Source organism: Methylobacterium sp. 285MFTsu5.1 (assembly GCF_000383455.1).
Classification (GTDB): domain Bacteria; phylum Pseudomonadota; class Alphaproteobacteria; order Rhizobiales; family Beijerinckiaceae; genus Methylobacterium.
Map to the genome: position 1 here is coordinate 1 of NZ_KB911281.1, position 13,471 is coordinate 13,471.

At 72.1% G+C, this 13,471-nt stretch carries 11 protein-coding genes; 6 read left to right on the forward strand and 5 right to left on the reverse strand.

Annotated features, from left to right (window positions below; all coding sequences use genetic code 11):
* The first annotated feature begins 688 nt into the window (after window positions 1-688).
* From H288_RS0117820 to metB, 3 genes are read left to right on the forward strand one after another with little or no spacing between them, the layout of a single operon-like run.
* A complete protein-coding gene (locus H288_RS0117820) occupies window positions 689-1,789 on the forward strand; it encodes a catalase family peroxidase (RefSeq protein WP_020093940.1) in 1,101 nt (366 codons plus the stop codon).
* On the forward strand, window positions 1,786-2,388 hold the full coding sequence (locus tag H288_RS0117825) for a cytochrome b/b6 domain-containing protein (RefSeq protein ID WP_020093941.1): 603 nt from the start codon (window positions 1,786-1,788) through the stop codon (window positions 2,386-2,388). The genes H288_RS0117820 and H288_RS0117825 overlap by 4 nt, the downstream gene beginning before the upstream one ends.
* Before the next feature lie 59 nt (window positions 2,389-2,447).
* Entirely contained in the window at window positions 2,448-3,608 is a 1,161-nt protein-coding gene (gene metB, locus H288_RS0117830) for a cystathionine gamma-synthase (RefSeq protein ID WP_026605045.1), read from the forward strand.
* Between the two features lie 9 nt (window positions 3,609-3,617).
* Here metB and H288_RS0117835 read toward each other — a convergent pair whose 3' ends face one another.
* Window positions 3,618-4,373 carry a hypothetical protein gene (locus tag H288_RS0117835; protein ID WP_020093943.1) on the reverse strand — a complete coding sequence of 252 codons (756 nt, stop codon included), beginning with the start codon at window positions 4,371-4,373 and terminating at the stop codon, window positions 3,618-3,620.
* Window positions 4,374-4,526: 153 nt separating this feature from the next.
* The gene (locus tag H288_RS0117840; protein ID WP_020093944.1) at window positions 4,527-6,656 is read right to left on the reverse strand and encodes a TonB-dependent receptor; all 2,130 of its coding nucleotides are present in this window, start codon (window positions 6,654-6,656) and stop codon (window positions 4,527-4,529) included.
* Window positions 6,657-7,235: 579 nt separating this feature from the next.
* Between H288_RS0117840 and H288_RS0117845 the strand changes: the two genes are divergently transcribed.
* The 3 genes from H288_RS0117845 to H288_RS0117855 all read left to right on the forward strand — a co-directional run bounded on the left by H288_RS0117845 (window position 7,236) and on the right by H288_RS0117855 (window position 11,438).
* A complete protein-coding gene (locus H288_RS0117845) occupies window positions 7,236-8,216 on the forward strand; it encodes a hydroxyacid dehydrogenase (RefSeq protein WP_020093945.1) in 981 nt (326 codons plus the stop codon).
* A 298-nt stretch (window positions 8,217-8,514) separates the two neighbouring features.
* Window positions 8,515-10,860, forward strand: a complete 2,346-nt coding sequence (locus tag H288_RS0117850; protein ID WP_020093946.1) for an Orn/Lys/Arg decarboxylase N-terminal domain-containing protein — start codon at window positions 8,515-8,517, stop codon at window positions 10,858-10,860.
* Window positions 10,860-11,438 (forward strand): GNAT family N-acetyltransferase, encoded by a 579-nt coding sequence (locus H288_RS0117855; protein ID WP_020093947.1) that lies wholly within the window; start codon window positions 10,860-10,862, stop codon window positions 11,436-11,438. Before H288_RS0117850 ends, H288_RS0117855 begins: the two co-directional genes overlap by 1 nt.
* 164 nt (window positions 11,439-11,602) lie before the next feature.
* Here H288_RS0117855 and H288_RS0117860 read toward each other — a convergent pair whose 3' ends face one another.
* From H288_RS0117860 to H288_RS0117870, 3 genes are read right to left on the reverse strand one after another with little or no spacing between them, the layout of a single operon-like run.
* On the reverse strand, window positions 11,603-12,175 hold the full coding sequence (locus H288_RS0117860; RefSeq protein ID WP_020093948.1) for a YceI family protein: 573 nt from the start codon (window positions 12,173-12,175) through the stop codon (window positions 11,603-11,605).
* A complete protein-coding gene (locus H288_RS0117865; protein WP_026605046.1) occupies window positions 12,172-12,777 on the reverse strand; it encodes a cytochrome b in 606 nt (201 codons plus the stop codon). The genes H288_RS0117860 and H288_RS0117865 overlap by 4 nt, the downstream gene beginning before the upstream one ends.
* Before the next feature lie 16 nt (window positions 12,778-12,793).
* Window positions 12,794-13,414 carry a YceI family protein gene (locus H288_RS0117870; protein WP_020093950.1) on the reverse strand — a complete coding sequence of 207 codons (621 nt, stop codon included), beginning with the start codon at window positions 13,412-13,414 and terminating at the stop codon, window positions 12,794-12,796.
* Window positions 13,415-13,471: the final 57 nt, after the last annotated feature.

Consider the following 13,471-nt stretch of genomic DNA (forward strand, 5'->3'; position numbering starts at 1 on the left):
AGCCGCAAGGACAAACGCCGCCCGCGTCTCCCTTCCTCAATCCAACTTGTCAAAGATCAGTAATCACTCTCGTAATTACCGGCTGAGAAGAAGTCAAGTACCTTGGCTTTCGCCAGATCTACTTTTCTAAATCTCGGTAAGTCCGTCCAACCAGCCCCGTTTTTCTTCCGGACCGCGTCGGGAGGCGCCGTATAAGCTGCCCCGGACTTTCCTGTCAACCACCCTTTTCCCCGGCGACGGAACCGAACCGGCCGAACCGGATTTCAGTCCCTCCGTCGACAGAGCGCGACGCGGAACGGCCCGGAGGCCCTTCGGTGCGGCGCTGGACGATGGACGCTCCCTCACGCACCCGGTCCGGGTCGAGCCTGCGCTCGCGCCCGACGGCGTCGCGATCCCGAAGGATCGGTGCTGGCCGGTAATGCTGAGGAAGTTCCGGCGGACGGCGTGCCGTCGTGACCGGTGAAGCGGATCTAAGGGTCCGAACCGCCTTGCGCAAGGGGCCGAGCGCGGGGCGGCCCCGACCGGGACGCACGGCTCGCGGATCGCGGCCGGCCGGCCCGCTCGCCGGCCCCCACCCCCACCGGTCGACGCGGGTGCTCCCCCCGGCGCTGCGCACGACCCACACCGCCTGAAACCATCGCGGCGGGTGCGCGAAGAGGCGTGATCGCGGTTGATCCCGAGGCACTCGATGACGCTGCTGCACGATCTCACGGGTGCGTCCCCCGGCATGACCGGGACTGCCCTGCTCCTGCGCCTCTCCGCCATCGGCGCGGCCCTGGCCGGGACCGCCGGCACCTTCGCGTATGCCGGCGGCTGGCTCTCGCCCGGCCAGCTCACGCCGGCCCGGATCATCGACCGGTTCGAGCAGGTGAACGGGCCGCATCCCGGCTTCCGGCGCAACCACGCCAAGGGGATGTGCGTCGCGGGCCGCTTCACGGGCAGCGGCGCGGGCGCGCGCCTCTCGAAGGCGGGCGTGTTCGCGGCGGGACGCGTGACGCCGGTCGAGGGGCGGGTGGCGCTGGCCGGCGGTCAGCCCTACGCGGCCGACGCCGCCGCCACCGTGCGCAGCCTCGCCCTCCGCTTCGGGCTGCCGGACGGCGAAGAGTGGCGCACCGGCATGAACAACATCCCGGTCTTTCCGGTGCGCACACCCGAGGCCTTCTACGCGCAGCTCCTCGCGGCCAAGCCCGATCCGGCCACCGGCAAGCCGGATCCGGAGCGCCTGAAGGCCTTCTTCGCGGACCATCCGGAGAGCGCGAAGGCCGCCGCGCTGATCAGGGCGCGGACCGTGACCGCGGGCTTCGCCGACAGCACCTACTGGAGCCTCAACGCCTTCCGGTTCGTCGCCGCGGACGGCGCCGCCCGGCCGGTGCGCTGGGCCCTCGTCCCCGACCCGACGCCGGCGGCCGAGGCCGCACCGGGCGGCGCGAACGCCCTGTTCGACGCGCTCGCCGCGCAGCTGGCCCAGGGCCCCCGGCACTGGCACCTGATCGTCACGCTCGGCCAGGCCGGCGACCCGACCGCCGACGCGACGCGGCCCTGGCCGGCCGACCGCGAGACGGTGGATGTCGGCACCCTGACGCTCACGGCGGCGACGCCGGAGGCCGCCGCCAGCTGCCGCGACGTCAACTTCGATCCGCTGGTGCTGCCGGACGGCATCGCGCCGAGCGACGACCCGCTGCTGAGCGCCCGGTCGGCGGCCTACGCGCGATCCGTCACCCGCCGGTCCGGCGAGGCCAAGACCCCGAGTGCCGTCACCGGCGCCGCGATCCACGGAGCCGCCCTGTGACCGAGCCCGACCGCTTCGACCGGCCCGCCCGCCTGCTCCACTGGACCATGGCGGCGCTGATCCTGGCCATGCTGCTGATCGGCGTCGCCATGGTGGCGTCGCTCGCCGAGTACGGCGCCCTCGTGGCCCTGCACCGGCCGCTCGGGATCCTGATCCTGGTCCTCGCCGGGCTCCGACTCGCCTATCGCTGGCGCCACGCCCCGCCGCCCCTGCCGGCCGATCTTCCGGGCTGGCAGAAGCGCGCGGCCCACGCCTCGCACATCCTGCTCTACGGGCTGATGCTGGCCATGCCGCTGATCGGCTGGGCGATGCTGTCGGCGGCGCGCTACCCCGTCATCCTCGCCGGTTCGGTCGTCCTCCCGCCGATCCTGCCGCAGGACCCGATGCTGTACGCGGCCCTGCGCCGGCTCCACACCGCGCTGGCCTACGGGCTGTTCGCCCTGATTCTCGCGCATCTGGCGGCGGCGCTGCTGCACGCGCTGATCCGCCGGGACGGGGTCTTCGCCAGCATGGCGCCCTGGCGGTCGACACCGGCGAGGACCACCGAGACGCCGAGACGACCCTCTCGTTCTCTTGAAAGTCTGATCCGTTCTCCATAAAGAACGCTCGCCCGCCTCGGTCGGACGGGGCGGGCGATCTCTGCGTGGAGGACAAGGCGATGTCAGAGGGATTAGCGGCGCGTACCGTCGCGGCGGCCAACGGCGTGGCCCAGGACGCGGCCTTCGGTGCGGTGATCGCGCCGATCCACCTGTCGACGACCTTCAGGTTCCCGGCCTTCGAGCAGCCCGGCCCCTACGATTACTCGCGCCTGGGCAACCCGACCCGGGACGCGCTGGCCGACACGATCGCCAAGCTCGAGGGCGGCGCCCGCGCCGTCCTGGTGGCGAGCGGCATGGCAGCCCTCGACCTCGCCCTGTCGAGCCTGCGGCCCGGCGATCTCCTGGTCGCGCCGCACGATTGCTACGGCGGAACGCACCGCCTGCTCAGCTTCCGCGCGGAGCGGGGCCATTACCGCGTCGCCTTCGTCGACCAGACCGATCCGGACGCGCTGGCGGCGGCCCTGGCCCAGGGACCGAAGGTCGTGCTGATCGAGACCCCGAGCAACCCGCTGATGCGCGTGGTCGATGTCCGGCGGATCACCGCGGACGCGAAGGCGGCCGGCGCGCTGGCGGTGGTGGACAACACCTTCCTGTCGCCCGCCCTGCAGCAGCCGATCGCCCTCGGGGCGGATCTCGTCGTCCACTCCACCACCAAGTTCCTGAACGGCCATTCCGACGTGATCGGCGGGGCTGTGATCGCCGCCGACAAGGCGATGGGCGAGGACCTCGCCGCCTGGGCGAACACGATCGGCGTCACCGGCTCGCCCCTCGACGCCTACCTGACGCTCCGGGGCCTGCGCACCCTGTTCGTCCGTGTGGAGCAGCAGCAGCGCAACGCCGCGGCCCTGGCGGCCTTCCTCGACGCCCATCCGGCGGTGGCGCGGGTCCACTATCCGGGCCTGCCGACGCATCCGGGGCACGCCCTGGCCAAGGCCCAGCAGGCGGGCTTCGGGGCGATGTTGAGCTTCGAGCTGGCCGGCGGCCGCGACGCGGTGAGGACCTTCGTGGAGGCCCTGCGGGTGTTCACGCTGGCCGAGTCGCTCGGCGGCGTCGAGAGCCTGATCGCCCATCCGCCGACCATGACGCACGCGGCGATGGACCCGGAGGCCCGCGCCATCGCGGGCATCACCGACGGGCTGCTGCGCCTGTCGGTCGGCCTGGAGGCGGAGGCCGACCTGCTGGCCGACCTGTCGCGGGCCTTCCGGGCCCTGGACGGCTGAGCCGGCCGGTCACTCCTCCTCGACCACGCTGAACCCGGACTCGTCCTCGACCACCCGGAAACGGGCGCGCTGCACGGTCCGGGAGCGCTCGGCCGCCTCGTCGCGGCACTTGTCGAGATGGGCGGCGCGGTTGACCACCCGCAGGTTCGGCGCGCCCCAGTAGCCGAGGAGCTCCGGCCAGGGGGCGTCGCGGTGCTCGCGCCAGACCCGGTAGAGCGGCAGCAGGTGGTCGACCTCGGCGGTCCTCAGCAGGCGCTTGCCGGTGGTGGTGCAGCGGTGGCGCTGGCGGAGCTTGAGCGCCCGGACCTGGGCGTGCGGCGCGATCCAGAACTTCCAGGCCGCGACACAGGCCGCGTGCCAGCCGGCATTGGTGTTGGGCGCGCCGCGCCCCCAGAGATCCCGGTGCCAGCCGAACCGGAAGACCGGCTGGCCGCAGATGCAGCAGGCGCCGCGGCCGCGGGCGAAGGCCGGATCGCGGAACGGCGCGGGCGGCGTGCGGAAGCTCCCGGCCCGCCCCTCGGCCCCGATCTGCCAGGCCCAGCCCTCCGGCGTGCCGGAGCGCGCCGCCAGCGCCCGGGCCAGCCGGTCGGCCCGGAGGATGTGGTTGCGCCAGTAGCTCTCGACGGCGAGCCGCGGCGTCGGCGGGATCAGGGGCCGCGCGAGGGCGTGCTGCAGGACCGGTGCCGGGAAGATCGCCGGCAGGGCCTTCTCCAGCCGTTTCCGGGCCTGCACGTTGCGGAGGGTGCGCCAGCTCGATGTCGTCATGCCAAACCGGTGGTAACCCGGCCGGCTCGGCTCCGCGACGGCGCCGGTGCAACAGCTTGCCGGTCCCGCGCGGTCGCCGCTCAGAGTTAAGAAAATGTTTCCCGTGAAACATCGCGCCGCTCGACAGGCCCGGCGCGGCCGCACTGGTCCGGCTCAGAGATCCACCGCCATCGACAGGAGGTAGGTGCGCGGCGCGCCCTGGAAGAAGGTGCCGAACGAGGCGACCCCGGTCCAGTACCGCGCGTCGGTCACGTTGAGGACGCTGGCCCGGAAGGTCGTCGGCCGCTCGGCGACGCGGGTCGTGTAGCGCAGGCCGAGGTCGAGGCGGGCCCAGTCCGGCAGGGCCTGGGTGTTCGCGAGGTCGACGAACTGCCGCCCGGTATAGATGACCGCGCCGTTGAGGGTCAGGCCGGGCAACCCGGGCAGGTCCCACTCGGCCCCCAGGCTCGCCTGGACCTCCGGCACGCCGATCGGCCGGTTCCCGCGATTGGCGGCGAGCGCCGTCCTGACGAGGCGTCCGTCGAGCAGGGTCACGCCGCCGACCACCCGTACCTGCGGGGTGATCTCGCCGAACAGGCTCAGCTCGAGCCCGCCGACGCGCTGCTCGGCGGTCGCCGCGAAGCGCCCCTGCGGGCCGAGCTCGCCCGCGGGCTTCGTGATCCGGAAGGCGCCGAGCGTGGCGCCGAACCGGCCGAGATCGAGCTTCACGCCCGCCTCGACCTGTCTGGCCACGTAGGGCTCCAGGATCGTGCCGGAATTGGTCGCCACCGCCGGGGCCACGTCGCCGCGGCTCAGGCCCTCGATATAGTTGCCGTAGAGCGAGACCGAGTCCCAGGGCCGCACCACGAGGCCGACCATCGGGGTCGTGGCGCTCTTGTCGTAGGACGAGGTGAGCGTGCCGACATTCGACACGTAGTTGTGCGCCTCCACGCGCTGGCGGCGCACGCCCAGCGTCAGCAGGACGCGCTCGTCGAGGGCCGACAGCGTGTCGGCCACCGCGATCCCCGACAGGGTGCTGTCGGACAGGCGGGGCCGGCCGACGCCGTAGATCGGCGCGATGTACGGGACGAGGGTCGGCGCGTAGAGGTTCGACAGGTAGGCGCCCCGGCCGGGCGAGAACCGCCGTGCCGTCGCCTCGTCGTACACGGAGCCCTGCACGGTCAGGGCGTGCCAGATGAAGCCGGTCTCGAACCGGGCCCGGACGCCACCGTCGTAGGTGAGCCGGTCGACGCCCAGCGCGTAGAATTGCGGCGTGCTGGTCGTGTCGCCGCGGCCATTGAGGATCGTCGGCGCCGACTGGAAGTAGCGCTCCACGCCTGTCTGCCCGCCGCCGACATCCGCGAACAGCGTGACTTGATCGGTCAGGTCGTACTCGGTGCGCAGCAGACCGCCGCGATCGTCGACGTCCGAGTATTCCCAGGGCTGGGTCAGGTTCAGGCGGCCGTCGGGCGCCCGCGGTACGGGCACGCCGGCCCGCAGGAGGAACGGGCGCAGCGGCGCGTTGAAGCGGTCGGTCTGCGCCAGCAGGTAGAGCCACGCGCGGAACCGGTCACCCTGGTAGTCGAGGGCCAGGGCCCCGACGCCGGTCGTCTCGGTCTGGCGGTCGAAGGGCGTGGCACCGCCGTGCAGGCTGCCGACGACGCGGGCGCCCCATTCCCGCCCAGGCCCCCAGCGGCGGGCGACGTCGACCTGGCTGCCGCCCCAGGCGGACGAGCCGTAATCCAGGGTGACGCGGGTCAGGTCCGCGCCGGCGCGCTTGGGGACGATGTTGACCACGCCGCCGACCGCGCCGTTCGGCGACACCCCCGTGAGGGCGGCGGACGGCCCCTTCAGAACCTCGATGCGCTCCACGTAGTCGGTGAAGATGCGGAAGCTCGGGGCGACGCCGTAGAGCCCGTCGAAGGCGACCTCGCCGCTGGTGTTCTCGTTGGACGGGAAGCCCCGGATGGAGAAGGAGTCGAACGGCGCCCCCGTGGTCTGGGTGGCGCGCACCGACGGGTCGAGGACCAGGGTCTCGGACACCGTCCGCGCCTGCCGGTCTCGGATGAGCGTGTCGGTGTAGCTGGCGATGCTGAAGGGCGCCTTCTGGGTCTCGGTATCGCCGAGGAGGCCGAGGCGCCCGCCCTGCGCCACCTGACCGCCGGCATAGGCCGGGACCGGGCCGCGCGGCGCGGCCGCGCTCGCGACCGACAGCTCGTCGAGCTGGACGTCCCGGCCGGCCCCGGCCTCCTCGGCGCGGGCGGCGTGCGGCCCGGAACCGACGAAGCCCAGCAGGACAGCCATCGGGAGAACCGGCCGGGCCGCGCGCCGCCGGCGCCGGTTCCTTGCGGAAACAGGTACTGAAAAGTCGTGGGACTGCATTGTCGTGACGATGGCTCCGAATCACGGAGCAAGGCAGCAAATATCTCTACATGTGTCAAAAATACATTTGGAGTAATTACAATTCTACAGTGCGATCGCATCGCTGATCGAACATTGTCGATATTTATTTTCGTATATACATAGATGTATTTCAGGACGTCGTGTTTATCAATGACGCGACCATCTTCGCGCGATCGGGGCGACGATTTCACGGAGGGCCGGGCCACAGCTCGGCCGAGGCGCACGGCCGGGATCATCGGTCCGGACGAGGCCGCCGAGGTCGGACCCGGCCGCGATTTCCCGTGGATCGTGCGCGGCCGGTCGGGCCGCCGGGGCGTTCGACCGCGCGACCACCGGATCCCGACGGGCCCGCGGGAGCGCCGACCGGCGGCCGCGGCGCCGCGATCGGGGCGCCCGGTTGCCAGGGTTGCCCACCCCGCCTAGACGGGCCCGGCGCGAAACGTGCTTGTCACCCCTCCTCTTGTGCAGAGGTCTTCTCCCGTGATCACCGGTCCGTGCCTCATCGTCCAGCCGATCCACGCGGCGGGCCTCGACCGGTTGCGCGCGGCCGGCCTGGAGCCGCGCCCGGCGAGCGGGACCGATCCCGAGACGCTGGCGCGCGAGGTCGCCGACTGCGTCGCCGTCATCACCCGCAACACCGGCTTCCCGGCCCGCGCCATCGCGGCGGCGCCGGCCCTGCGGGTGATCGGGGTGCACGGCACCGGCACCGACCACGTCGCCACGGCCGAGGCGACCGGGGCCGGGATCGTGGTGGTGAACACGCCCGGCGCCAACGCCGTCTCGGTGGCCGAGCAGACGCTGGCGCTGATCTTCGCCCTGGCCAAGGCCCTGCCGGAGGCCGACCGCTCGGTCCGGGCCGGCGACGACAGCTTCAAGTTCACCGCCCGGCTGATCGAGCTCGCCGGCCTGACACTGGGCCTCGTCGGCTTCGGGGCGATCGGGCAGGCGACCGCCCGGCTCGGCGCCACCCTGGGCCTGCGGGTGCTGGCCTACGGCCCGAGCCGCCCGGACGCGGACTTCGCCAATGCCGGCGCCCTGCGGGCCGCCTCGGTCGACGCGCTCCTGGCGGAGTCCGACATCGTCTCCCTGCACGTGCCGCTGACCCCGGGCACCCGCGGCCTGATCGGCCGGGACCAGCTCGCCCGGATGAAGCGGGAGGCCTTCCTGATCAACACCAGCCGCGGCGGCCTGATCGACGAGGCGGCCCTGGTGGAGGCGCTGGCGGCGGGCACGATCGCGGGCGCCGGGCTCGACGTCTTCGCCCAGGAACCGCTGCCGGTCGACCACCCGCTGGCCCGCCAGCCCCGGGCGATCCTGACGCCCCATGTCGGCGGCTCCACCGGGGCGGCCCTGATCCGCACCGCCGAGACCGCCGCGGCCCGCGTGGTCGACGCCCTCGCCGGCCGGCGGCCGGGCGGGCTGGTCAACCCGGCCGTCTGGGAGCGGCGCCGCGGGGTGTGATGGTCCCCCCTCTCCCGTGCGGGAGAGGGTTGGGGTGAGGGACGAGAGGCTTCGGGATCAAGCACCCGATCGACGCGATTCGAGGGGGAGCCTCATCCGGTGAGGTCTCACCCCTCAGCCTGTCCCTCTCCCGCACGGGAGAGGGGACCCGCGGCCGATCCTGACGGCGCGGCGGTCGTGGCCGGCCCGGTTCACGGTGTTTCGTCCGGACCGCGACCGCCCGCCGCGCGCCGTGTCATGCAATCGTCGCAGACGGGCCGGAAAGCCACCCGCTGCATCCGAGGCCAGAGAGGGCTCCATGGACTTCCACCGTCGCTTCACGGTCCTGATGTGCGCCCCGGCCTTCGACCCGGACGATCTCGAGGGCGCGCGCGTCAACCAGATCGTGGCGGCCGTGGAGCAGCGCGGCTTCGAGGTGGTGCGCGCCCGACGGGTGGAGGACGCGGCCATCGCGGTCCAGACCGACGCGGCGGTCGGCTGCCTCGTGGTCGACTGGGGCAAGCGCGGCCTCGACGGCAAGGCCGCCGCCCTCATCGACATGATGCGCCGGCGCGGCCTGGAGATGCCGATCGTCATCATGGTCCGCCGCAAGCGGCTGGAGGATATCCCGGTCGAGCTCCTCGACTTCATCGACGGCTACATCTTCCTCGCCGAGGAGACGCCGGAATTCATCGCCCGCGGCCTCGTCAGCCGGGTCACGCAGTACGCCGAGACCCTCAAGACCCCGTTCTTCGGCGCGCTCGTCGACTACGCCGAGAAGGGCAACCAGCTCTGGACCTGCCCGGGCCACAACGGCGGCATCTTCTACAACCGGTCGCCGATCGGCCGGATCTTCGTGGAGCACCTCGGCGAGGCGATCTTCCGCGACGACCTCGACAACTCGGTCCTCGACCTCGGCGACCTCCTGACCCACGAGGGTCCGGCGCTGAAGGCCCAGAAGGAGGCCGCCAAGATCTTCGGGGCGGAGAAGACCTACTTCGTCCTCAACGGCACCTCCGCCTCCAACAAGATCGTCCTGTCCTCCCTGGTGGCCGAGGACGACCTCGTCCTGTTCGACCGCAACAACCACAAGGCGGCCCACCACGGCGCCCTGTTCCTCGGCGGCGGCATCCCGATCTTCCTGGAGACCGACCGCAACGCCTACGGGCTGATCGGGCCGATCTTCCACGAGGCCCTGGACGAGACCCGGATCCGGGAGAAGATCCGCCGCAACCCGCTGGTGACCGACCCGGAGGCGTGGCGCCAGGAGCGGCCGTTCCGCGTCGCGGTGATCGAGCAGTGCACCTACGACGGCACGATCTACGACGCCCAGGAGATCCTGGAGAAGATCGGCCACCTCTGCGACTACATCCTGTTCGACGAGGCCTGGGCGGGCTTCATGAAGTTCCACCCGCTCTACGCAAGGCGCTTCGCCATGGGGCTGACCGGGCTCGACGAGACCTCGCCCGGCATCGTCGCCACGCAATCGACCCACAAGCAGCTCGCGAGCTTCAGCCAGGCCTCGCAGATCCACACCCGCGACGGCCATATCCGCGGCCAGACCCGGCGGGTCGAGCACAAGCGGCTCAACGAGAGCTTCCTGGTCCACGCCTCGACCTCGCCCTTCTACCCGCTCTTCGCCTCCCTCGACGTCGGCGCCCAGATGATGAAGGGGCGCTCGGGCATGATCCTGTGGGACGACACGATCCGGCTCGGGATCGAGTGGCGCAAGAAGGTCCGGGCGATCCGGCGCGAGTTCGAGGAGAACGAGCGCGATCCCGCGCGGCGCTGGTTCTTCGACCCGTTCGTGCCGGACGTGACGGTGAACGTCGACGGCGCGGAGGTGCCGTGGGAGAGCGTGCCGACGGACGAGCTCGCCGCGACGCCGCGCCACTGGGAGCTGAAGCCGGGCGCGCGCTGGCACGGCTTCACCCATGTGGCGCCGGGCTACGCCATCACCGACCCGAACAAGCTCACCGTGCTGACCCCCGGCTTCGACCGGCACACGGGGGCCTACGCCCAGCACGGCGTGCCGGCGCCGATCGTGGCGCAATACCTGCGTGAGAACCGGATCGTCGCCGAGAAGAACGACCTGAACTCGCTGCTCTTCCTGCTGACCCCGGGGGTGGAATCCTCCAAGGCCGGCACGCTGATCTCGGGCCTCGTCGCCTTCAAGCGGCTCCACGACGACAACGTCCCGCTGGAGGAGGCCATGCCGGAATTCGTCAACCGCCGGCCGAACCGCTACCGGGGCGTGCGCCTGCGCGACCTCTGCGGCGAGTTCCACGCCTTCCACCGGGAGGCCGGCACCTCGACGCTGCAGCGGCGGCAGTTCGCTCCCGAGCACCTGCCCGAGATGGTGCTGCCGCCCAAGCGGGCCGCCCAGCTGCTGACGCGCAACAAGGTCGACTACGTGCCGATCGCCGAGGCCGAGGGGCGGATCGCCACCACGCTGATGCTGGTCTACCCCCCGGGCATCGGCACGGTGCTGCCCGGTGAGCGCCTGGACGACCGGGCCAAGCCCATGCTCGACTATTTCAAGATGTTCGAGGCGTCCGCCAACCTGTTCCCGGGCTTCGAGGCCGAGATCCAGGGCGTCTACCGCGAGGTCGACCCGGACGGGCGGATCCGCTTCCACACCTACGTGGCGCGGGAGGGCGCCTGATGGAGATCGAGGCCGAGACGCCCGGCCTGCTCCCGGCCCGGTCCTGCCCCGACATCGTCATCCGCGCCTCCTCGGACGCCGATGTCGAGGCGATGGTGGCGATCTACGAGCACCATATCGGCAAGGGCGTGACCGATGTCAGCGTCGCCGAGGAGGACCGGCTGCTCCCCGACGACCTGAAGCGGCGGCGCAAGACCATGCGCAAGAAGCGCCTGCCGCACCTCGTGGCCGACCGGGACGGCGCGGTGGCGGGCTACGCCTACGCGGTGCCGTTCCGGAAGCGGCCGGCCTACCGCTACACCCTCAAGCACTCGATCTACGTGCATCCCGACCACCTGCACGCGGGGATCGGCCGGCGGCTGCTGCCGGCCCTGATCGAGGCCTGCGCGGCGGGCGGCTACCGCCAGATGATCGGCTACATCGACGCCGAGAACGCGGCCTCCCTGCGGCTTCACGAGGCCTGCGGGTTCGAGCGGGTCGGCTACCTGCGGGCGGTGGGCTTCAAGTACGGCCACTGGTCGGACAGCGTCATGGTCCAGCGGGCGCTGGGCACCGGGTCGGAGGACCGGCCGGGGTAGCGGGCCGGGACCGGGCGGCCTCCGACGCCCGGCCGCCGTCATCGCGAGCGCAGCGAAGCGATCCAGTCGCGCCACACTCATGGAGGGCGCGCTGCCCTGGGTCGCTTCGCTGCGCTCGCGATGACGGAGTGCGTGACGTCCGAAGGATCCGACCCGAGCCAACCTCAGTGGCCGGAGGCCGGCCGCGCCGTCGCGACGATGTCGACCTCGACCCCGACGTCGAGCGCCACCCACTGGCCCGAGGCCCAGGCACCCTGCCCGACGCCGAACTCGGTGCGGACCAGGCCGACGCGCCCCGCGGCGTGCGCCGCGCCGCCCTCGAGGGTCAGGTGGAACGGCAGCGTCACCGGCCGGCTCGTGCCGCGGATCGTCAGAGTCCCGACGGCCGCGTAGTCGCCCTGCCCCTTGTCGACGAAGCGGGTCGCCTCGAAGCGCGCCTCGCTCGCCGCCCTGACGTCGAACCAGTCCTTCTGCGGCAGGGCCTCGTCGCGCTGGACGTCCCCGGTCCGCGCGCTGGCGAGGTCGACCAGCACGAGCGCGCGCCCCGCCTCGGGCTTGGCGGGGTCGAAATCGATGTCGGCCTTGAACCGCTCGAACCGCCCGGTGAACGGGACGCCGACCTGCACGCCGGAGAACCGGATCGCGCTCCTGGCCGGATCCACCGCCCAATCGGCGGCGGCGGCCGGCAAGGTGACGGCCTGGAGAACCGCCAGCAGGCAGAGGTGACGCGCGTTCATCGGGTCGGCTCCACATTGGGGGCAGTCGACGCCCGGCGCCCCGGCAGCATGCGGCGCAGCACGTCGTCGCGGAGGAGGAGGTGGTGGCGCAGGGCCGCCGCCACGTGGACGGCGAGAAGGGCCGCCAGGAACCACGCCCCCAGGGCGTGGACCCGCTTCAGGACGGCCTCGGCGGAGCCCGGGTCAGGGACGATGGCCGCCAGCGGCAGGTGCGGCCAGGGCACGATCCCGTACAGCACCGTCGGGATGTTGAACGGCGACAGCGAGACCACGGCCCAGCCGGTCAGGGGCAGCCCGACGAGCAGCAGGTACAGCAGGTGATGGGCCGCCGCGGCCGCCCGGCGCTCCCGCGCCGGCATCCCGGCCGGGTGCGGCGGCGGCCGGTGGGTCAGGCGCCAGAGGACCCGCAGGGCCGTCAGCGCCAACACGGTGATCCCGACCGACTTGTGCCACTGGTAGAGCTGGAACTGGCGCAGCGGCGCCAGGGCCGCGTGCGTCATGGTCAGGCCGAGGCCGATCAGGACGAGCACGCCCAGCGCGCTCGCCCAGTGCAGCAGGATCGCCACGGCGGAGTACCGCCGCGCGGAAACCCCTCGCGCCATGGCGGATTCTCCCAGGTCAGTCCTGCTTCTCGAAGGCGCCCGCGATGGTGAGGTGCAGTTCGTCGCCGATCAGCGGCACGTAGGTCTTCACCCCGAACTCGGAGCGCTTGAGCGTGCCGGTGGCCTCGAAGCCGACCGTGTACTTCTTGCTCAGCGGGTTCACGCCGGCGCCGACCAGGGTGACGTCGAGGGTCACCGGCTTGGTCACGCCGTGGAGCGTCAGGTCGCCCGTCACCTTCGCGTGGTCCTTGCCGGCCGGCACGACCTTGGTGGACACGAAGGTCATGTCGGGGAACTTGGCGGCGTCGAGCCACTGGTCGCCCTTGAGTTCGTCGGTGAGCTTGGCGCTGGTCGTCGTCACCGAGGCGACCGGGATCTTCACCGAGAGCTTGGCGGCGGCCGGGTTCTTCGGCTGCAGCTCCAGCGTGCCGGACACGTCCGAGAAGCCGCCGGCGTAGTTCGAGAAGCCCATGTGGGAGACGCGCCAGCCGACCTGGGTGTGGCCGGGATCGACCGCGTAGGTGCCGGCCTGGATCTGCGCCGGGTCGCGGGTCGGTGGGGTCTGGGCCAGCGCGGGGGTGGCGACCGGGGCGGCGACCAGCAGGGCCAGCAGGCCGGAGGCGAGAATCGACTTCAAGGGTGTCTCCTGCAGAGCAGACGGCCGAGCGCGATTCGCTGCGCCGCAGCCGCCGTG

Coding starts and splice junctions, on each gene's coding strand:
- H288_RS0117820 (WP_020093940.1), top strand. CDS start 689: ATGACGCTGCTGCACGATCTCACGGGTGCGTCCCCCGGCATGACCGGG.
- metB (WP_026605045.1), top strand. CDS start 2,448: ATGTCAGAGGGATTAGCGGCGCGTACCGTCGCGGCGGCCAACGGCGTG.
- H288_RS0117835 (WP_020093943.1), bottom strand. CDS start 4,373: ATGACGACATCGAGCTGGCGCACCCTCCGCAACGTGCAGGCCCGGAAA.
- H288_RS0117840 (WP_020093944.1), bottom strand. CDS start 6,656: ATGGCTGTCCTGCTGGGCTTCGTCGGTTCCGGGCCGCACGCCGCCCGC.
- H288_RS0117850 (WP_020093946.1), top strand. CDS start 8,515: ATGGACTTCCACCGTCGCTTCACGGTCCTGATGTGCGCCCCGGCCTTC.
- H288_RS0117855 (WP_020093947.1), top strand. CDS start 10,860: ATGGAGATCGAGGCCGAGACGCCCGGCCTGCTCCCGGCCCGGTCCTGC.
- H288_RS0117860 (WP_020093948.1), bottom strand. CDS start 12,175: ATGAACGCGCGTCACCTCTGCCTGCTGGCGGTTCTCCAGGCCGTCACC.
- H288_RS0117865 (WP_026605046.1), bottom strand. CDS start 12,777: ATGGCGCGAGGGGTTTCCGCGCGGCGGTACTCCGCCGTGGCGATCCTG.